The sequence below is a fragment of the Bradyrhizobium elkanii WSM2783 genome, assembly GCF_000472865.1.
GTDB classification, from domain to species: Bacteria; Pseudomonadota; Alphaproteobacteria; order Rhizobiales; family Xanthobacteraceae; genus Bradyrhizobium; species Bradyrhizobium elkanii_A.
The window spans coordinates 1-20294 of record NZ_AXAP01000002.1 but is presented as its reverse complement, the minus strand read 5'-3'; the positions used below and the strand labels follow the sequence as shown (position 1 = coordinate 20294).

Here is a 20294-nt window from a genome sequence, read left to right as displayed (position 1 = left end):
TAAACCGAAGCCGTTCCATGCACGAAACGCCGGGATGGGGCCGCCAAGGGTCTGTTTTTCCGTCGCTTTGCAGCCTATATTGGGGCTGCCGGCTTGCCGGCTATGGAAATAAACGACCGTCGAAATAAACCATTCGGACCCGGGGGCGGTACCCGGCGCCTCCACCAGAGCCCATGCGGAACGCAAGCCGTGGGTTCCGGCGGGGGCGAAATAGGATCGACGAGGGCGTAAAGGGCGTGTTTTTTCTCGGTATGGTTCCGCCGATATCGGGCCAATGCAATAGTTGCCAACGACAACTATGCTCCGGTTGCTCAGGCTGCGTAACGCAGTTTGAAAGACCACTTTAAAGCCCTAGCGGGTTAAGCTCCGCTAGGCGGGGTTCGGAGGCACCTGGCAACAGAAGCCTCCACTTCACATTCGCATGGTAAAGTGCGTGCATCCCAAGCGGGTGCTTGTGCCGCAAATTCGATCCGGAAGGCCTGCTGACCTTGGCTTGTGGCCGGGATAGCATAGAGCTAAAGGCGAGTCGGGCGACCGGCATGCGGCCGGCCATTTTTGAACGCGACAGGACCATCATGGCGACCGATCACATCCGATATGACGTGCTGGCGCGCGACGCGCTGCGCGGGGTGGTACGCCACGTGCTGGCGGACGCCGCGGAGCACGGACTTCCCGGCGAGCATCATTTCTACATCACCTTCATCTCCAACGCCGACGGCGTGAAGATATCGCCGCGGCTGCTCGCGCAATATCCGCAGGAGATGACGATCATCCTGCAGCACCAGTTCTGGGACCTCGTGGTGACGGACGATCGTTTCGAGGTCGGACTTTCGTTCGGCGGCATTCCGGAACGGCTCGTCGTGCCCTTCGCCGCCATCAAGAGCTTCCTCGATCCCTCCGTGAAGTTCGGCCTGCATTTCGAACCGTCCGAGGAGGACGTCGCGCCCGAGAAGCCCGAGCCCAAGCTGCCTGCGGCTTCGCCTGCGCCACCGCCGCCTGCTCCGGCGGCCGAGACTGCTTCGCAAGAAAAGGAAGACTCGGACAAGCCGAGCGAAGGCGCCGAGGTGGTTCGGCTCGACCGCTTCCGCAAGAAATAATCTAAACACGCACCAATCATCGACGCTGTAGAATGAACGTTACGCCGCTTCACGGCGCAACGGACATTGGCAATGGCTCGATCAACATCCTCTTCACAAAAAAACAAAACCATCCGCGTCGAGACCGACAGTTTCGGTCCGATCGACGTCGCCTCCGATCGCTATTGGGGCGCGCAGACCGAACGCTCCCGGCAGAACTTCCGCATCGGCCGCGACCGCATGCCGATCGAGATCGTGCATGCGCTCGGCATCGTGAAACTGGCGGCAGCGCTCACCAACCGCGAGCTTGGTCTGATCGACGCGCGCCGCGCCAATGCGATCACGCGTGCCGCGAAAGAAGTGATCGAAGGCAAGCTCGACGATCATTTCCCGCTGGTGGTGTGGCAGACAGGCTCGGGCACGCAGACCAACATGAACCTCAACGAGGTGATCGCCAACCGCGCCAACGAACTGCTCGGCTTTGAACTCGGCGCGAAGAAACCGGTTCATCCCAACGACCACGTCAACATGAGCCAGTCGTCGAACGACTCGTTTCCGACGGCGATGCACATCGCGGCGGCGCAGGGAATTTTCGAGAGGCTGATTCCTGCGCTCGGCGAATTGCATCGCGAGCTGCGCCGCAAGGAGAAAGCGTTCGCGAAGATCGTCAAGATCGGCCGCACCCACACCCAGGATGCGACGCCGCTGACGCTGGGTCAGGAATTCTCCGGCTATGCCGCGCAGGTCGAGAGTGGCATCGCGCGGCTACGCACGGCGGCGAAGGATCTGTTGCCGCTCGCGCAAGGCGGCACCGCCGTCGGCACCGGCCTCAACTCCAAGCCACGCTTTGCGAGACTGTTCGCAAGGCACGTCGCCAAGATCACGAAGCTGCCGTTCATCAGTGCGCCGAACAAGTTCGAGGCACTGGCCTCCAACGACGCCTATGTGCTGGTACACGGCGCGATCAATTCGGTGGCGACCGGGCTGTTCAAGATCGCCAACGACATCCGCTTCCTCGGCTCGGGTCCGCGCTCAGGCCTCGGCGAACTGATCCTGCCGGAGAACGAGCCGGGCTCATCGATCATGCCGGGCAAAGTGAACCCGACGCAATGCGAGGCGATGACGATGGTATGCACGTACGTCTTCGGGAACGAAACCGCCGTCACCATCGCGGGCAGCCAGGGACACTTCGAGCTGAACGTCTACAAGCCGGTGTTAGCATATTGCATGATGAGTTCCGTTCAGCTCCTGTCGGATGTTGTCCGCTCCTTCACCGAGCATTGCGTGGTCGGGATACGTGCCGACGAGAAACGCATCGCCGAGTTGATGCAGCGATCGCTGATGCTCGTCACTGCGCTTGCACCGAAGATCGGATACGACAACGCCGCGAAAGTCGCGAAAGCAGCACATGCGCGCGGCACGACGCTCAAGGAAGAGGCGCTGCGGCTCGGCTATGTATCGGAACGTGAATTCGACTCCCTGGTGCAGCCGGACAAAATGACACATCCGGGTTAAGTGAAACTGCAAATTGCATAATTTTCCCGGGAAAAAACGGTGATGCGTTGCGCTGACTCGCTACGAATTAGCGCTCGCCCCACGCGTGATATAATTATGGATCATAACGCCTAAAGAATAAGATCGGTTGCAGCGGGCGTTGCGTTGACGCATGGGACAGCAGCGAAATATATGGTTTTCGTGGGGCGAAGCTGACCTTTTGATGCTTATCACTAGGCGCTATATAGGGATTTCGGATGGGCATGTGCAGTGCTTGCGCGCAACTTGGCTGCGGCCTGTTTCGCCAACAGGCATTTGCGCCTTCGGATCGCTGGATGATGGGGCGAGCATGGGGGACGTGATCAACTTGAACCGAGCAAGAAAACAAGAGCAACGCAAAGAAGCTGCGAAGCAAGCTGAAACCAACCGCGCACGATTTGGTCGCACCAAGTCCGAACGGAAAGCGGACGAGCTTCGCAAAGCGCGCGACGAGAAGCTGTTGGATCAGCATCGTATCGACGGCGGAGACGCATCATGAAATCGCCCGTCGTCAAACGTTCGATCGTGGTCGCCGGCCACAAGACCAGCGTCAGCCTGGAAGAAGCGTTCTGGAATGGCATGAAGGAAATCTCGGGCCTCCGGAACATGACGCTGTCGGAGCTGGTCGGCGAAATCGACAGCAATCGCCAGCAGGGCAACCTGTCGTCGGCGATCCGACTTTTCGTGCTGGAGTATTTCCGTTCGCGCGCAGTCGCCGCGACGACGGTCCAGGCACCGGACAACAGGCCGCAAGCCTGATCCGTTGCAGATAGCCGGTGCTCAGGCACCGGCTTCACCGACAAACCTGAGTGGAGAGCGAAATGGATATCGCCAAGCTAACCGCGCCGCGAAACCTGTCCATTTCGGAAGCTCTCCATGCCTGCCTTTGTCGTCCTGGATTCCATCTCGCTTCACGCGCCTGACGGCCGCTCACTGTTCGATGAGCTGACGCTCGCGATTGGACGCGAGCGCACCGGCATCGTCGGACGGAACGGCTGCGGCAAATCGACACTGCTGCGCCTGATCGCGGGCGAGATCGAACCGGCAGCCGGATCGGTTTACCGTGCAGGATCGATCGGTATGCTCGCGCAGATCGCCGACGAACGGGCGACGGTGGCGCAAGCCGTCGGCGTCGATAGCGAGCTCGCGTGCCTGCGCCGGCTCGAGCGCGGCGACGGCACACTCGAGGACGTCGCCGCGGCTGACTGGACACTGGAAGCACGACTACAGACCGCGCTGACGGAAGCGGGCCTGCCCGCGCTATCGCTCGATCGCGCGGTGGCATCGCTCAGCGGCGGCGAGCGAACGCGCGTCGCGCTGGCGCGCCTGTTGATCCAGGCACCTGACGTGCTGCTGCTGGACGAGCCCACCAACAATCTCGACGCCGACGGCCGCGAGGCGGTGGCGCAATTGCTCGGGCGATGGCAAGGCGGCATCGTGGTCGCAAGCCACGACCGTACGCTGCTCGAGCATGTCGACCGCATCGTCGAACTGACGCCGGTTGGCGTCACGATTTTCGGCGGCGCGTGGCCTGATTTCGCCGAGCAGCGCGACGCGGCGCGCTCGCGTGCGGAAACCGAACTGGAGCGGGCGACTGACGCGCTGCGCAGCGCCGAGCGCGCGACGCAGAAGGCGCGCGAAAGAAAGTCGCGCCGCGACAAGGCCGGCCGAGCCTGGCGCGCCAAGGGCATCGAAGACAAGATGTTCATGGACCGCGAGAAGGAACGCGCGGAGGCCAGCGCCGCCCGCGAAGGCCATCTCGCCGAGCGCCTGATCGGCGAGCGCGCGGATGCCTTCGAGGAGGCCCGCGCGCGGGTGGAGATCGTGACGCCGCTGTCGATCGACCTGCCGAAGACCGCCCTTCCCTCCAATCGCGAGCTCGTCGCCTTCGACGGCGTGGCGATGGCCTTTGCCAACCGCCGCCTGTTCGGGCCGCTGTCGTTCGAACTGCGCGGCCCCGAGCGCGTTGCGATCGACGGCGCCAACGGCACGGGCAAGAGCACATTGCTGCGCCTGATCACCGGAGAGGCGCAGCCGACCGCCGGCATGATCCATCGTCGCACCGAGCGGATCGCGATGCTCGACCAGCATGTGGGCCTGCTCGATGCTGGCACCGGCATCTTGGATAATCTGCGCCGGCTCAACCCGGAATTGTCAGCCAATGAAGCGCATGCCGCACTGGCGCGATTTGCCTTCCGCAACAGGGCCGCATTGCAGATCGTGGATACGTTGAGCGGCGGCGAGCGCCTTCGCGCAGGTATGGCTTGTGTGTTCGCACGGCCGGAGCCGCCGCTATTGCTGCTGTTGGACGAACCCACCAACCATCTCGACCTCACCGCGATCGAAGAACTGGAAAGCGCGCTGCGCGACTTCGATGGCGCGCTGGTCGTCGTCAGCCACGACAGGGCATTCCTGCAGGCGATCGGGATCGAACGGGAGATTACGCTGTGAGGCGGCGAGCCCCGGGTTCACCTCGCCCCGCTTGCGGGGAGACGTCGAAATTCGAGCACAGCTCGAATTTCGGGTGAGGGGAGCCTCCGCGAGTCCTTCTGTCACCGTGCTCGCGGAGAGAGCCCCTCACCCCAACTCTCTCCCCGTAAGAACGGGGAGAGGAAGCGCAGCCCCGGTCGCGAACGCAGTTCGACCCTGACCTTAATCGCGCTCTAATTCTGCGCCGCCGGACGCGATGGTGGGTTGGCGACCTGGGGCGTCAGTGCGAGCGGCGGACGGGGTTTTGGTTTCGTAGCGCCCGGCGGCGGCTTGACGACGATCGGCGGCGGCAATGGCGCGAGCTGCGGTTGGCTCGCGACTGACGCGGGCGGATTGGCGGCTGGCGCGCTGACCGGAGGTTGGACCTGCGGCGGACGCGGTGCGCTCGTTTTCGGCTTTTGGGCTCCCTTGCGCGGATCGCGGCCCGGGATCGGCACGTCAGTTGCTGTCGGTGGGATCGTCGCGCTTGCATCGGGAGCTTCCGCCGGCTCCTGCGGCGGGATCAGCGGCGGCGTCGGCTGGAACGTTGGAGGCGGCTCGCCGCGCTCAATCGCATCCAATCGCCTGGTCTCGCGGTCGATCGCGCGCACCGCGAGCCACGACGATAACGCCGCGACATCGACGCTGCGGGTGAGCCCGTCGGGCGTGCCCACCGCGAGCAACTGGATTTCCGGCCGGCTCGCCGCGGTGATCGCGGTCGGCACCAGCACGGCGCGGATGTCGGCCTGATCGGCCGGAATGTCGTAGCCGCCGGAGATCGTGGCGTTGACGCCATTGGCCGCCAGCGTGCTGGCGCCAACGCGGATCCGCCCGTCGCGAATGTTGAACGGAAGCTGGGCTGAGGCGACCGACAGCACACCGTTTGCCAGCGCCTGCTCGACGATCTGCTTCAGCCTAGCGTCATCCGAAACCTGCCCGTTCTCGCTGGCGCGGATCGCAACGTCGAAGGCGCGCGGATCGAGCCCGGCAATGCGCGCACTTTCAAGCGCGACCGTGCCGCTGCCGGACAGCGCGCCAGCCAGCGCCGACGCGCTGCGGCCCTGGCTCATCAATGTCATCTGCAAGGAGGCGCGCCCCTTGGGCATGCCGAGATTTCGGTAGCGCAACGCCGTGCCATCGACGCCGCTAAGCTGCACGCTCCCATTGACGGTGATGCCATTCGCACTCGGCCTTGCATCGACGGCGGCGCTGAGATCGCCGCCGCCGATCTTGCCCTTGAGGGCCTCAAAGGTCAGCGCCTGGCCATCGCTCTTGATCGTGCCGCTCACCGGCTGCACTTCGCTGCCGCCCGGCAACTCGCCGCGCAACGCCTGGAAGACGATGTTGCCGCGCCAGCCCTTGATGATGCCCCCGCCGAGCGGCTCGGTCGAATCATGTCCGCCGGCACCGATCGCAAACGCAAACACCGGTGCAAGCGCGACCTGGTCGAGCCCGATCTCACCCTCGATGTTCTTCTCCTCCCCCATGGCGAGCGCAACCCGGCCACGCAGTCGCGAGCCGCCGATGATGCTGTCGAGATCGTCGAACGAGAGCTTGTTGCCGGCGAGTGAGACGCGCGACGACAGGCGGACGCCGTTCACCGGCGCGTCCGACGGCTTGAGATCGAGCAGCGGACTGATGTCGGCGCTCCTGACCCGCAGGTTGATGCTGGCCTTCTTCGCCTCGTCCCATGGCTCGGCTGCGCCTTCGGCGTCCGCATCAAGCCCCGCGCCCCAGATCCTCGCCTTCAGCCGCAACGGCACGCGCCAGGCGCCGTTGATCGAGCCTTCGAATTGCGCGGGGCCGTCGCCGATGGCGATGACTCGATCGAGGTTGAGCAGCGCGAGCATTGCACGCCCCTGGCCCGCTGAAAATCTGGCGTCGACCCCGAGATCGCTGCGGCTGAGGGCATCGAGATCGGTGCTGCGGATCGCTGCGATCTGCGGCTTCGCTGTCACCGTAGCGGTGCCCTTGAGCTGCACCGCGTCGAGCTCCAACGCGGCGCGAAGGCTGCCGCGATCGGCCTGTCCCTTGTCGAGATCAAGCGCGAACTTCAGTCGCGCCGGACCGGGGATCGCAGCCAGCGTGTTGAAGCGCGATGCGGCTGACGGTGCGAACGATGAGACCAGACCAGTCAACTGGCTGAACGAGGCCGCGTTTGCGTCGAGCGCGAGCTTTCCGGTCGCGTTGATGCGATCGAAATTACCGGTGCCCTCGATCGTCACGCTGTCCGGCTGCCCGATCTTAAGTCGCTCGAGCGAGACCATCTTCGGTCCAAAGGCAAGCTTGGCCTGCAGCGGACGCAGCTCCTGCCCGGCCGACATCGCGCGAGCGATGTCAAGCGAGAGCTGCGCTTCCTCCGGCCATTCGGCCTGCGGTCCCGCCAGCGAGCGTATGACCGCGGTGGCCGCATCGAGATCCAGCCGGTCGGCCTTCACGGTGGCGTCGACCTTCGCGCCACGATTGCCGGTCGGATACGACACCGCGACTCGTCCGGTGATCGCACCGCCGTCGATCTCGGCCTTCATGGCATCGACCGCAAAGCCGGTTGCGGCGAGCGTGACGTCGCCACGCAGCTTGAGCGGTTTTTGATTGCGAGACGGCGGATCGCTACGGCCCTGCAACCACACCATCAGCGCATCGGGATCGGACGACTCGACATTGAGCGCCGCCTTGAAGCTGTCCGACTGGGCGCTTTGCGGGCCAGCACCGCTGAGCGAGACGCGCGTGGCGCCCGGTGCACGGAAGTCGAGCCGCCGCACTGTCCAGCCCTTGTCGTCGCCGTGAAGGTCGGCGGCGATATCCTGCAAGGGCCGCCCGCCGAGCATGATCTGCTCGGACGAGAATTCGATCTGCGACGGCAGCGCGATGTGCGGAACGCCCGACAGCAGAGCGCGCAGCGCCGGCAGCGCATGAATCGGCTCAGCATTGTTGTCCTTCGCGGCAAAGCGGTCGACATCGAGTTGCCGCGCCGAGAGTGAGGCGCGCAGCAGCGGCGAAGCGCCGAAACGGATGTCGCCTGCGCCCGCGAGCTTCAGCGCGCGCTCGTCATTGCCATAGCTGACCTCGATCTGGTCGAGCCGCGCGGCCGAATAATCCGCTTTGATCCGGGCTCCGACACGCCAGGGCGTCGGCGCGGCCGCGCCGTTCTTTGATGCGGGCGGAGAGGCCAGCGCCAGCACGCCTTCGAAGCGCGGCGCGCGGGCCTCGAAGGTGAGTATGCCGTCGAGATCGGCCGAGAGCGGGCGCTGGCCGGGGTCGATGTTGACATGCACGCGGGTGCCATTGCCGTCGGCGCTCTGGCCGGAGGAGATCCGGAACGGATAGCGGGAGCCGTCGAACGTGAAATTGCCGTCGCCGCGGATCGCGCCGGCAAGCGAGCGGACATCGCCGCTGAACGCGATGTCGCTCAATTCCAGCGTGGCACGGCTCGCGGCGTCATGCAGGGCGATGTGGCCGGTGAGGTTGACGCGATCGATCGCCAGCGAGGCGAAGTCGAACGTGCCCTGCGAGGCCGGCCAGTCGATCCGTCCCTTCTGGTCCAGACCGAGATCCACCGACATGCCATTGACGGTGAGCTGCGTAGCGCGCCATTCGCCGCGCATCAGCGAACCCAGGCTGAATTCGACGTCGAGCTTGTCGGCCCGGATCTTGCCGCGATCATTGCCGCCACCGACCACGGCCGAACGCAGCCGAAGCTGCGGCGCCGGCAGCAGCCGCGCGTCAAGCTCGCCGCCGATGCGCACGGGCGCGCCGATGATTCGCGTCGCCTCTGCCTCGAATTGCGGACGGAACTGGTTCCAGTCAATGAAGTACGGTCCGACCAGCGCGGCGATCAGCGCAAGAATGAACGCGATTGCCAGGCCGAGCAGCGTCGTCTGCACGGTGTCTCCCTTTGAGCCCCGCCCCGCGGCGCACGTGGCCAATACAGCGCCGGAGCAGCCCAGTATATAGAGCGAAGTATGGCGAAGTCACAGCGGTATCGCGCTGCACCCGCTGGCGAGGGTCGAGAAGGTTACCAGCTCGCCGGCAGGCGTCGTAGCCCCCGCAGCACGAAGGTCGGCCGCCACTGTGGATTTTCCGCGTCATCCAGCCGCAGGTCCGGCAGGCGGCGGAGCAGCGTCGAGATCGCGATCTCGGCCTCGATCCGCGCCAATTGGGCGCCGAGACAGAAATGGATGCCGCCGCCGAAGGACAGCGGTTTCACGTTGGGCCTGGTGATATCGAGCCGTTCCGGGCGGTCGGGATAGACAGCCGGATCGTGGTTGGCCGAGCCCAGCAGGCACAGCACGGCCTCGCCCTTGGGTATGCGCTTGCCGCAGAGATCGATGTCCTCCAGAGCCGCGCGCCCGGTCATTTGCACGGAGGAATCATAGCGCAGGAATTCCTCGATCGCGTTGGTGATCAGGTCGGGATTGGCCTTGAGCAGCGCGAGCTGATCGGGATTGCGGTGCAGCGCCAAGAGGCCGTTGCCGATCAGGTTGACGGTCGTCTCGTGCCCGGCCCCGAACAGAAGGATGATGTTGGCGGTCAGCTCTTCGTTGCTGAGCTTGTGGCCATCCTCCTCCGCCTGCACGAGCTGCGTCGTCAGGTCGTCGCCGGGCTGCTTCCGCCGCAGCTCGAAGAGCTGCTGGAAATACATCTCCGACATCTTGGTCCTGGCGTTGCCCTGCTTGATCTCCTCAGGCGACAACGGCACCGGTTCGAGGATGCGCCCGCTGTCGCGCGCGCCGGTATAAAACGTTTCGCGATGCTCCTCGGGGATTCCGAGCATGTCGCAGATCACCGTCACCGGCAGGCGGAACGCAAAGTCCTCGATCAGGTCCATCCTGCCCTGCGGAATGACACGATCGAGCGTCTGATCGACGATCTCCTGAATCCGCGGCCGCATGTCCTCGACCCGGCGCGCCGTGAATGCCTTCACCACCAGGCCGCGCAGACGGGTGTGATCGGGCGGATCCTGCTGCAGCATCATCTGGCTCATGCTGCGGAAGACCGGGTCCTCCATGGCTTTTGGCCCATAGCGGCGTATGGCGCGGCCGGCATAGTCCTTGCCAAAGTGCTTGTCGCGCAACACGAAGCTCACCTCCGCGTGACGGCTCGCGACGAAAGCGCCGAACGGCGTGACATGCATCGGGTCCTCGGTGCGCAGCCGCTCGTAATGGGGATAGGGATTGCGGATGAATTCCGGCGCCAGGGGATTGAACAGCGGATCGCTGTTCGCCGGCCGAGCTTGCTCGTTCATGGTGACCTCAATCGGTTGCCGCGTTGCGACGATTTCACATTGAACGCTACCGTCCGCCGCTTCGTGCGGACCCAAGCGTTTCCCCCCTGAAACTCGATACACTCTTGTATCGAGTTGCATTGTGGCCTAAACAGGGCCGATGTCAAGAGTCAGGACCAGACCGACCAGGGACGACACCTGCGAAAAGCTGTTCGAGGCGGCGGCGCGCGTGTTCGAGGAACAGGGGATCGGCGGCGCCAGCATCGAGGCGATCGCGGCCGCCGCCGGTTTCACGCGCGGGGCGTTCTATTCGAACTTCAAGAGCAAGGAAGAGCTCATCATCGCGATGCTCGAGGACCATGTCGAGCAATCGATCCGGCGCAACCTCGACCTGCTTGCTCAACACACCAACCTCGCCGACTTCATCGACGCGTTGAAGCACATGGACCGCACCAGGCAGGATCCGCTCGGCCGCTCGCCGCTTCTGCACATGGAGATGATCCTGTTCGTCGCACGCGCGGAGAAGCGCCGGCCCGAACTTGCAAAGCGCCTGCGCGCCCGGCGCAAGCTGGTCACCGACATCATCGAGACCGCGCGGAAGGATAGCGGCAGGAACGGCCGGCTGGATGCGGCGTGGACCGCCGCAATCGTGCTGGCGCTCGAGGACGGCTTTCGCCTGCACCGCCTGATCGATCCGGAGACCACGCCCGCCGACAGCTTCCTGCGCGCGATCGGCGATCTGCAGCGCACGATCGGGAGCGCCGACCGCGCCGTAGCTGTAGCCCGGGTGGAGCGCTAGCGTAACCCGGGACCCTGCGTCAGCGCTTGCGAGCGGCCCCGGGTTACGCTGACGCTTCACCCGGGCTACGGCTCTGCAACGTGTGCAAACGCCCCGCCACCGCACGGACCTTTCCCGGCGAAGCCTGCCAGATCGCGAAGGCGGACAACGCGCTCACGGCAATGCTGATCGCAAAGGCCGCCGTGTAGCTGCCGGTGAGATCATACAACAGCCCCGTCGCCCACGGGCCGGCGGCGCCCCCCGCAAGCGCGGCCAGCATGATGGTGCCGAAGATGCTGCCGTAATGCCTGCCCTGGAAGATCTCCACCACGACCGGCCCCATCACCGAGGTCAGGCCGTAGCCGAGCGCGCCTTGCGTGAACACCATCAGATAGACCAGCGGCAATAGCGGCGCATATTTCAGTGCGACCAGGCACGCAAAGCAGATCGCAAAGCCAGCGCAACTGATCGCCCACACCGTTTCGCGCCCGATCCGGTCGGAGAGATGGCCAAGCCAGATCTGGCCGGGAATGCCGAGCAGGCTGACGACGCCGAGCGACCACACGGCGACGCCAGGACTGAAGCCGATGTCGAGCAGGAATTTGGTCTGATGCACCTGCACCGCGTACCAAATGTAAAGTCCGCAGAAATAGCCGAGCGCGATCCACCAGAAGCGCGCGGTGCGGAGCGCCCGGGACAGCGTCCAGTCGGTGCCGGCCCAGACCGGATCGACGATGTTCGACACCGGCTTTGCCGAAGTGGCGGTCGGCGCGGCGTCGCCGTCCGGCAGTAGCCCGATATCTTCAGGGCGTTTTCGCACCAATAGATTGATCGGCGCGAGCACGACCAGCACGAGGATGCCGATCGCGGTGCAGGCAGTGCGCCAGCCGGTGCCCTCGATCATGTGCTGCACCCACGGCAGCAAGGTCACCGAGCCGATGCCGACACCGGCAAAGGCGATCCCGATCGCGAGACCGCGACGGCGGATGAACCAGTTCGGCAGAAAGAATGATTGACCGGAATAGCCGAGGCAGACGCTGCCGGCGCCGACGAGAACGCCGATGCTGAGATAGAGATGCCAGGGCTGCGTCGTCAGCGGCGCCAGCAGGAACCCCGCGCCCATCAGCACGACGCCGAGCTCCATCACCGCGCGCGGGCCGGCGCGGTCCATCAGGCGGCCGATCAACGGACTGGCGATGCCGGAGGCCACGAAGCCGAACGAGAACGCGCCGGCGGTGACGCCGCGATCCCAGCCGAACTCGCTGAGAACAGGCGGATAGAACAGCGAAAAGGCCGTGCGCGCATTGACGCCGATCGCCATGGTGACGAAGGTCACCGCGATGATGATCCAGCCGTAGAAGAAGGGAAGCCGCATCAAGGGGTCACCAGCGCGTGGCTCTCATGGCCGAAATAGGCGCGCTCCAGCCGCTGCGCCAGATTGCTTTCCTCGGTCGATGCTTCCAGCACGATATTCCCCTGCACCAGGGCGTAGACGCGGTCCGCCGTGGCCAGCGCCTTCTCCAGCAATTGCTCGACCAGCAATACCGCGGTGCCCTGTGCGCGCAAGCGGCCGATGACGTTGAGGACCCGATCGACCAGCACCGGCGACAGGCCGGCCGAGGGCTCGTCGAGCATCAACAGCCGCGGGCGGCGTACCAGGCCTTGCGCGACGGTGAGCATCTGCTGTTGCCCGCCCGACAGCGCGCCGCCGCGCTCGTGACGCTTCTCGGCGATCTCGGGGAAATACGCCAGCGCTTCCTCGACGCGCTGCGCACGCTCGGCGCGCGGCACGTCGTAGCCGGCAAGCAGCAGATTGTCGGTGACGGAGATTTGCGTGAACATACGGTGGCCCTCGATCACATGCACGAGGCCGGCACGCGCGGCGTCCCGCGGCGTCGCGTTGGTCATGTCGCGGCCGTCGAAGCGCACCTGTCCCGCGGTCACGGGCAGCAATCCGGACAGCGCGCGCAGCATCGTGGTCTTGCCGGCGCCGTTGGGTCCGAGCAGCGCCACCACCTCGCCGGCGGCGACCTGGAAATCGATGCCATGAAGCACGCGGATCTTGCCGTACCCGGATTCCAGCGCGGTCACGGAGAGCAGAGGTTCAGCCGCCGAGGTACGCACTGACCACCTCCTTGTGAACGCGGATCTCGGCCGGCGTGCCCGCCGCCAGCGTGCGGCCGAGATTGAGCACGGTGACCTGGTGGCAGATGTCGAAGATGAGGTCGGCGTGATGCTCGACCAGCAGCACGCCGGTGCCGCGGGCGCTGATCGCCTTGATCAGGGACGCCAGCCGCTCGATCTCGTCATTGGAAAGACCGGCCGCGGGTTCATCGAGCAGCAGGAAATCGGGATCGAGCATCAAGGCACGCGCGATCTCGATGAAGCGGAGTTCGCTGTGCTGCAGGCGGTCGGCGCGCACCTCCGCCAGCGTCTCCAGTCCGACCACGCCGAGCAGCGCCCGCGCCTTCGCCGCGAGCATCCGCTCGTCCTCGCGATTGCGCGGGGCCGACAGCATCGCCTCGACGAAGGTCGCCCTGCCCTCCACCGAGCCGCCGATCATCACGTTCTCCAGCACCGAGGCCTCGCCGATCACGCGCGGGGTCTGGAACGTCCGCGCAATGCCGCAAGCTGCGCGCAATGCCGGCTGGCCCGGCGGCAGCATGTCATCGCCCAGCGTCATCGTGCCGGCCTTGGCGGCGTAATAGCCGGAGATGACGTTGAGCGTCGTGGTCTTGCCGCTGCCGTTCGGGCCGATCAGACCGTGGATCTCGCCTGGCGCTACGTCGAGGTCGAGACCGTCGATCGCCTTCACATTGCCGAAGCTCAGCGCGATGTCGCGCAGCTTCAGGTGCTTGCCGCCGCTGCGGCGGCGGACGATGTCGGCGAGAACGGCCGGACGCGGCACGATGGCGCGGTTGCTGGCGAGCGGATGGCGGTTGCGGAAGTCGAGCAGCGCCGCGATGCCGCCGGGCATCACCAGCACGATCACGAGCAGCAGCACGGCGTACAGGAATGTCGACCATGCCGCCAGCGGCGCGGCAATCTCGGGCAGGATGGTCAGGATGATGGTGCCGAGCATCGGCCCCAGGATCGAGCCGCGGCCGCCGATCAGGATCGCGATGAAGAACAGGACCGACAGGTCGAAGGTGAAGGCATCGGGCGTGATGTAGGTCTGCAGCGTGGCGAACAATCCGCCGGCGATCGCGGCCAGCGCGCCCGCGAACAGGAAGATCGCGATCAGCATCTTCGGCTTGGAGATGCCGGTCGCTTCCGCCGCCACCTCGGCATCGCGCACCGCGATCAGTGCGCGGCCGAACCGGCTGCGGGCGACGTTGGCGCTCATCCAGGTGGCGACCGCCGCAAAGGCGACGCAGAGCCCGTAGAAGCCCCAGGGCGTATCGAACGGCGCCGGAAATTCCGGGCCGGCGATGCCGATGCCGCCGCCGGTCACGCTCTGCCAGGCCAGCGCGATCTGCGTCACGATGGTGGCGAAACCGAGCGTCGACATCGCGAAATAGAAGGTGCGCAGCCGCAGCGCCGGCAATCCGACGATCACGCCGAACAGCGCACCGACGCAGCCGGCAATCGGCAGCGCGAGGAACACCGGCACTGCCGGCGTGACATTGCCGGCGACGAGCACGCTCGTCGTGTAGGCACCTAGCGTCAATAGCGCGACATAGCCGATCGCAAGATGGCCCGCGAAGCCGACCACGAGGTTGAGGCCGGAGACCAGCACCCAATAGATCGCCATGCGCGTGCCGATCAGCGCCCAATAGTCGTTGCTGACGAACGGCAGCAGCAATGCGAGCGCGAGGATGCCGAGGAACGGCGCGACGTGCGGCAAGGCGGCGCGCCAGGCGCCGCTTTCAGTTTGGGCAGAGGTTGCAGTGACAGCCGTCATCACACCCTCCGCGCCGTGGTTCCGCCGAACAGGCCTTGGGGCGCCGCCAAGAGGACCACGATGAACAGAGTGAACACGGCAACCGAAGAGAAGATGCCGCCGACCAGGAAATTCGCCGCCTGCTGGAACAGGCCGAGCGCGAGCCCGCCGAAGATGGCGCCGCGATTATTGCCGAGGCCGCCGAGCGCCACCGGCACGAAGCCGTAGAAATTGAGCAGCGCGCCATTGGCGAAGAACGCCAGCAGAAGCTGGCCGCCGGAGAAACCGGCGATGCCGCCGATCACGCCAGCGAGCGCATAGCTCGCGACCCGCAGGTTGCGCTCGGGAAGACCGAGCGCGCGCGCAGCGAAATTATCCTCCGCGATCGCGACGAAGGCGCGGCCGACCAGCGTGCGGCGGTAGAGATATTCCAGCGCCACGATCGTCACCGCGCAGGCAACCACCGGCAGCCAGAACTTCTCGTCCCAGACGCCGCTGCCGAGCCCGATCACGCGCGGGAACGGCTGCGGCTCGGTGCCCCATTTGATCGCCGCGACCTGCTGGATCATCAAGGCCAGCGCCAGCGTCGAAAGCACATAGAGATGCTGGTCGAGACTCTTCAGAACCGGCCGCACCGCGACGAATTCGGTGATGATGCCGACGATCGCGCACGCGGCCAGCGTCAGCACGAAGCCCACGATGATGGGCATGCCCATCTTCAAGGTGAACATCGAGCCGAGCACGCCGCCCAGCATGGCAAGCTGGCCTGCGGTGAAACTCATCACCCGCGAGGTCGAGAACATCGTGTTGTAGGTGACGCCGACGAGCGCGTAGATCGCGCCCGCCGCGAGACCGGATGCGAGGATCGAGGCGAGCATCGGATGCACCCTCTGCCGCCGGCCTATGTATAGCCCGGCGCGAGCGCGAACGTCCCGTTCTTGGCGGTAGAGGCCTCCGACATCACGATCTCTTCGGTCGGATAGCCGTTATGCTGCGTCGGCGTGAAGGTGTAGGTGCCGAAATAGCCGGGATATTTCGACAGCGTGTTCCAGTATTTGATGAGTCCGGCGCTTTCGGTCGAACCGCTCTCGGCAACCGCCTTGGCGATCAGCTCGATCGCGTCGATGCCACCAGCGACCCACCACAACAGCGTGTCGTTGAGCGCAATATTCGCCTTGGCCAGGCGCGCCACCAACTCCTCACTCTTTGGCGGCAGCTTGCCGGCTGCATCGTAGCTGCAGCTCTTGTAACCGACCGCGTAAACCTTCTTCCAGTTCTCCGGCTTCTCGACGAGGCCGGCGAGCTCTCCCGAGGCCAGCGAGGGATGGCCGACGAACGGCACGTCCCAGCCCATGGCGGCACGGGTGTTGAACATCCGCGCCTCCATGCCGGTGGTAACGCTCCAGACCACGATGGCCTCGGAGCCCGCATTCTTGGCGCGCAGCATGTCCGGCGTCATGTCCGGCTGGGTCGCATCGATATTGGCCTGGTAGACGACGTCGGCGCCGTCCTTCTTGAACGCCGCCACCGAGGCGCCGACGGCGGTCACGCCATAGCCCGTGGTATCGCCGATGACGGCAACCTTCTTCACCTTCAGCACGTTGAGACAGTAATTGCGGACGGCGTCGTCCCACTGGCTGTTGGACGGCGCCATGCGGAAGGCGTTCGGATATTTGGTGGTGTCGATCAGGGTTTCGACCACGCAAGGATGAATGTCCGGAATCTTGGCTCGCGCCATGATCGGCGTGGTGGCGAGCGCTTCGCCGGAATTGACCGGCCCCCAGATGGCATGAACCTTGGCCTGGCTGATCAATTCCTGCGTCGCGTTCACCGCCTTGGTCGGATCACCCTGCGTGTCGCGCATGACGAGCTCGATCTTGCGACCCTTGACGCCGCCACCCGCATTGATGCTGTCCACCGCAAAGTTGATGCCGCGGTTGAAACCGACGGTCGGCGCGGAACTCGGGCCCGTGATCGCCGCGAGGCACCCGATCTTGATTGGCTCGGATTGGGCAATGGCAGGCTTCGGGAATGAAAATGATGCGGCGCCCAAGGCGCCGGCGCTTCCCAACAGCAGGTTGCGGCGTGAAACAGCCATGTGATGCTCCCGTTCGTTTCCTTTTTGCGGCGCCCATCTCTGAATCGCAGGCGTCCGCATGATTTTTATTTCCCGGCTGACGGCCGAGGCTTGTCGCGGGATTGAAGTTTGAGCCTGACGGCACCGGCTTGTCCAGCGTTTATCCCGTAGAATTGCGGAGACGATTCGCGAACATTGCCCGGACACGGGCCTGTGACCGATCTCTTGGGCTTTGAGCGCATGAAATCTCTGGAAACTTGTCGCCGTCCACGTCAATAGGTTGCCACGCCAGATGTCGCTCTCGAAGGTCAGTTGATGCACGATGTCTCGATCCCGGCAGCCTTGATCGCCGGACTAGTCAGTTTCCTGTCGCCCTGCGTGCTGCCGCTGGTGCCGCCCTATCTGGTGTATCTGACGGGCGCGACCATCGAGCATGTCGCCCATGACGAGAGCATGAAGGCCTCGAGGCGCGCGGTGATGTCGGCGGCCTTGATGTTCGTGCTCGGCTTCTCCACCGTGTTCGTCGCACTCGGCGCCAGCGCCTCACTGATCGGTGGGCTGGTCCGCGCCTGGTCGGCGCAGCTCTCCATCGTCGCCGGCATCGTCATCATTGTGATGGGGCTGCACTTCCTTGGGCTGACGCGGATCGGGTTATTGATGCGCGAGGGACGGATGAGCATGCCGAAGCCGGTCGGGCTGTGGGGCGCCTATGTGATGGGGCTCGCCTTTGCCTTCGGCTGGACGCCCTGCATCGGCCCAATCCTCGCCGCCATCCTTTCGGTCGCCGCAGCCGAGGCGACGGTGACCAAGGGCGCCATGCTGCTTGCGATCTATTCCGCCGGGCTCGGCATCCCGTTCCTGCTCGCGGCATTCGCGGTCGAGCAGTTCTCGTCACTGTTCACGCGGATGAAGCGACATCTCCGTACGGTCGAGCATGTCATGGGCGTGCTGATGATCATCACCGGCATCGGCTTTCTCACTGGCGCCGTCACCAATGTCAGCATCTGGCTGCTCGAGACGTTTCCTGCGCTGCAGAATATCGGCTGAGGCTTGTGCCAGCGCCAAAGCAAGGCTGGCCTTTGGCATCACGATGTCGAATAGTGGGCGGCCCTTACGCTACCGCTGATCGCACCGAGGACCGATGGCCGAGGATACGCCCGGGACAGCAGGCCGCTCCTGGCCGATCTTCCGCTCGCTGGCCGCGTTCCGGCCGGCCGATTTGCCCGGCGACCTGATCGCGGGCCTGACGCTGGCCGCGATCGCGATACCCGAGCAGATGGCGACGGCGCGCCTCGGCGGCTTCGCGCCCCAGATCGGCTTTTTCGCCTTCATGGCAGGTTCGCTCGGTTTTGCCATGCTGGGCAGCAACCGTCTTCTGTCGTGCGGCGCCGACTCCACGATCACGCCGATCTTCGCCGGCGGGCTTGCGCTGATGGCAGCCGCCGGCTCCCCGGAGAATCTCGCGCTTGCCGCGGCCCTGGCGCTGATGGTTGGATTGATCCTGGTCGTCGGTAGCCTGTTTCGCCTCGGCTGGATTGCAAATCTGCTGTCGACCCCGGTCACCGTCGGCTTTCTTGCCGGCATCTCCATCCACATCATGGTTTCGCAACTCCCCGTCGTGCTCGGCGCACCGCCACCGAAAGGACCGATGCTCGAGCGGATCGCCGAGATTGCGGAGCATCTTCCTGCCGCCAATCTCTACAGCGTCAGCATCGGGCTTTTCGTGCTGGCCTTTGTTGCCGGATCCGAGGCCATCAGCGCCAAGATTCCCGGCGCACTCGTCGCGCTGGTGGCGGCAACCGCTGCGGTGATCTGGGGCGGATTGGAGAGCAAGGGGGTCAGCGTGGTCGGCACCGTACCGGGCACGCTGCCGATGCCATCGTTTCCTGAAATCTCGCCGGAACGATGGGTCAAGCTGTTGCCATTGGCTCTCCTGATCGCAATGGTCGTGATGGTGCAGACCGCGGCGACGACGCGGGCATTTCCTTCCGATCCGGACCAGCCTGCCGATGTCGATCGCGATTTTCTCGGCGCCGGGGCCGGCAGCCTTCTTGCAGGCCTGTTCGGTGCCTTTCCGGTGGACGCGAGCCCGCCGCGAACCGGCATCGTGGCCGCGACCGGCGGACGCACGCAGCTATCGGGACTGTTCGCCGCATCGATCGTGCTGGCGCTGCTGGCGTTCGGCGCCGCGCTGCTCCATCACGTTCCGGAGGCTGCGCTGGGCGGCGTCCTTCTTTTCGTGGCGTTGCGCATCATTCGCTTCAGGCAGATTAAAGCGATCTTTCACCAGTCGGTCGGCGAGTTTCTGCTGGTGGTGGCAACGGCAGCTTCGATCATCATCCTGCCGATCGAGCAAGGCGTCGCCGTCGGCATCGCGCTCTCGCTCCTCCATGGCATCTGGAGCACGACGCAGGCGCGGCTTGTCGTGTTCGACCGCGTATCGGACACCACGATCTGGTGGCCGGCCAATCCTAGCATCAAAGGCGAGCGCGACCCGAAAGTTGCCGTGGTCGGCCTGCAGGCGCCGCTGTCGTTTCTCAATGCCTCGAGCTTTCGTGCCGATGCGCTGAAGGTCATCAGGACGGCGACACCGAAGCCAGCACTGCTCGTGATCGAAGCCAGCGGCATCGTGGAGATCGATTTCACCGCCGCACAAACGCTGCTCGCGCTGTTCCGTGAATGCAGCGAGGAAGGCGTGACCGTTGCGATCGCTCGCCTCGAATCGACCCGCGCCCAACAGGCGTTCGAGCGCTTCGGCCTCTATCGCGCTCTACCGAACAACCACGTCTTCCATAGCGTCGCCGAGGCCGTTCGCGCGCTGGCAGGCTAGAGCGCGATGTCATTTGGTGAATCGGCTTGGCCGCAAGTTCACCTCTCCCGAAGGGAGAGGTCGCGCCGGAGGCGCGGGTGAGGGGTTACGGTCCCTCGATAGAGCAGATCCCCTCACCCGGCGCTACGCGCCGACCTCTCCCTATGCAGGGCTGTCCGGGGAAAATCAGCCATAGCAAAATGCCAATTGGTTCGGGGAAGTTCGCGATTTGGGCTTACTGGGATTGATAGGTGGCGGCTCGTTGATCGCGGCCAGGGATCGACGGGTGAACAGAAACTGGCGGATCAGTTCGGCCAGCCTGAGAGGGAGCATCTTGACGCAGTTGGCGCGCGCGGCGATGCGCAACAACAGGTAGGCAATCATCGCAGCGAGCACCTGCAGGCGGATAGCATTGTCGTTGGTGCCGAGGAACTTGCGAATATCG

The 20294-nt window shown here is 64.9% G+C and carries 15 protein-coding genes, 1 other RNA gene and 1 pseudogene; 9 read left to right on the top strand and 8 right to left on the bottom strand.

Going from position 1 to position 20294, the window contains the following annotated elements:
- Window positions 1–48 precede the first annotated feature (48 nt).
- The 6 genes from ssrA (at window position 49) to YY7_RS0102105 (ending at window position 5060) form a co-directional block, all read left to right on the top strand.
- Window positions 49–411, top strand: a transfer-messenger RNA (tmRNA) gene (gene ssrA, locus YY7_RS57425).
- A 164-nt stretch (window positions 412–575) separates the two neighbouring features.
- Window positions 576–1097, top strand: a complete 522-nt coding sequence (locus YY7_RS0102125; protein WP_028161787.1) for an SspB family protein — start codon at window positions 576–578, stop codon at window positions 1095–1097.
- A gap of 72 nt (window positions 1098–1169) precedes the next feature.
- Window positions 1170–2591, top strand: a complete 1422-nt coding sequence (fumC, locus tag YY7_RS0102120) for a class II fumarate hydratase (protein WP_028161786.1) — start codon at window positions 1170–1172, stop codon at window positions 2589–2591.
- A 328-nt stretch (window positions 2592–2919) separates the two neighbouring features.
- A complete protein-coding gene (locus tag YY7_RS0102115; RefSeq protein WP_028161785.1) occupies window positions 2920–3108 on the top strand; it encodes a DUF4169 family protein in 189 nt (62 codons plus the stop codon).
- A complete protein-coding gene (locus tag YY7_RS50365; RefSeq protein WP_035688975.1) occupies window positions 3105–3368 on the top strand; it encodes a ribbon-helix-helix domain-containing protein in 264 nt (87 codons plus the stop codon). The genes YY7_RS0102115 and YY7_RS50365 overlap by 4 nt, the downstream gene beginning before the upstream one ends.
- Window positions 3369–3485: 117 nt before the next feature.
- Complete coding sequence (locus YY7_RS0102105) at window positions 3486–5060, top strand: ABC-F family ATP-binding cassette domain-containing protein (protein WP_028161784.1); 1575 nt, start codon at window positions 3486–3488, stop codon at window positions 5058–5060.
- Between the two features lie 212 nt (window positions 5061–5272).
- On the opposite strand, the gene YY7_RS0102100 is transcribed toward YY7_RS0102105, so the two are convergent.
- Window positions 5273–8962 (bottom strand): AsmA family protein, encoded by a 3690-nt coding sequence (locus YY7_RS0102100; protein WP_028161783.1) that lies wholly within the window; start codon window positions 8960–8962, stop codon window positions 5273–5275.
- A gap of 131 nt (window positions 8963–9093) precedes the next feature.
- Window positions 9094–10323, bottom strand: coding sequence for a cytochrome P450 (locus YY7_RS0102095; protein WP_028161782.1), 1230 nt, complete (start codon window positions 10321–10323; stop codon window positions 9094–9096).
- A gap of 139 nt (window positions 10324–10462) precedes the next feature.
- On the opposite strand from YY7_RS0102095, the gene YY7_RS0102090 reads away from it, so the two are divergent.
- Complete coding sequence (locus YY7_RS0102090; RefSeq protein ID WP_028161781.1) at window positions 10463–11101, top strand: TetR/AcrR family transcriptional regulator; 639 nt, start codon at window positions 10463–10465, stop codon at window positions 11099–11101.
- A gap of 43 nt (window positions 11102–11144) precedes the next feature.
- Here the strand turns inward: YY7_RS0102090 and YY7_RS0102085 are convergent, their stop codons facing one another.
- The 5 genes from YY7_RS0102085 to YY7_RS0102065 are packed head-to-tail and all read right to left on the bottom strand — an operon-like array spanning window position 11145 to window position 17061.
- Window positions 11145–12455: an MFS transporter gene (locus YY7_RS0102085; protein ID WP_028161780.1), complete on the bottom strand. Its 1311-nt coding sequence runs from the start codon at window positions 12453–12455 to the stop codon at window positions 11145–11147.
- Window positions 12455–13204 (bottom strand): ABC transporter ATP-binding protein, encoded by a 750-nt coding sequence (locus tag YY7_RS50360; protein WP_035688972.1) that lies wholly within the window; start codon window positions 13202–13204, stop codon window positions 12455–12457. Before YY7_RS50360 ends, YY7_RS0102085 begins: the two co-directional genes overlap by 1 nt.
- Complete coding sequence (locus YY7_RS0102075; protein ID WP_028161779.1) at window positions 13185–14984, bottom strand: branched-chain amino acid ABC transporter ATP-binding protein/permease; 1800 nt, start codon at window positions 14982–14984, stop codon at window positions 13185–13187. Before YY7_RS0102075 ends, YY7_RS50360 begins: the two co-directional genes overlap by 20 nt.
- The gene (locus YY7_RS0102070) at window positions 14984–15841 is read right to left on the bottom strand and encodes a branched-chain amino acid ABC transporter permease (protein ID WP_035689052.1); all 858 of its coding nucleotides are present in this window, start codon (window positions 15839–15841) and stop codon (window positions 14984–14986) included. The genes YY7_RS0102075 and YY7_RS0102070 overlap by 1 nt, the downstream gene beginning before the upstream one ends.
- Before the next feature lie 23 nt (window positions 15842–15864).
- Window positions 15865–17061, bottom strand: coding sequence for an ABC transporter substrate-binding protein (locus tag YY7_RS0102065; RefSeq protein ID WP_245287164.1), 1197 nt, complete (start codon window positions 17059–17061; stop codon window positions 15865–15867).
- A gap of 294 nt (window positions 17062–17355) precedes the next feature.
- Here YY7_RS0102065 and YY7_RS0102060 point away from each other — a divergent pair, with 294 nt between their 5' ends.
- Both YY7_RS0102060 and YY7_RS0102055 read left to right on the top strand, forming a co-directional pair.
- Window positions 17356–18087 carry a cytochrome c biogenesis CcdA family protein gene (locus YY7_RS0102060; protein WP_155254999.1) on the top strand — a complete coding sequence of 244 codons (732 nt, stop codon included), beginning with the start codon at window positions 17356–17358 and terminating at the stop codon, window positions 18085–18087.
- Between the two features lie 94 nt (window positions 18088–18181).
- Window positions 18182–19870, top strand: a complete 1689-nt coding sequence (locus tag YY7_RS0102055; protein WP_028161775.1) for a SulP family inorganic anion transporter — start codon at window positions 18182–18184, stop codon at window positions 19868–19870.
- A gap of 165 nt (window positions 19871–20035) precedes the next feature.
- On the opposite strand, the pseudogene YY7_RS61755 reads toward YY7_RS0102055, so the two are convergent.
- A pseudogene (locus YY7_RS61755) lies at window positions 20036–20294 on the bottom strand (IS4 family transposase); the annotation flags it as partial.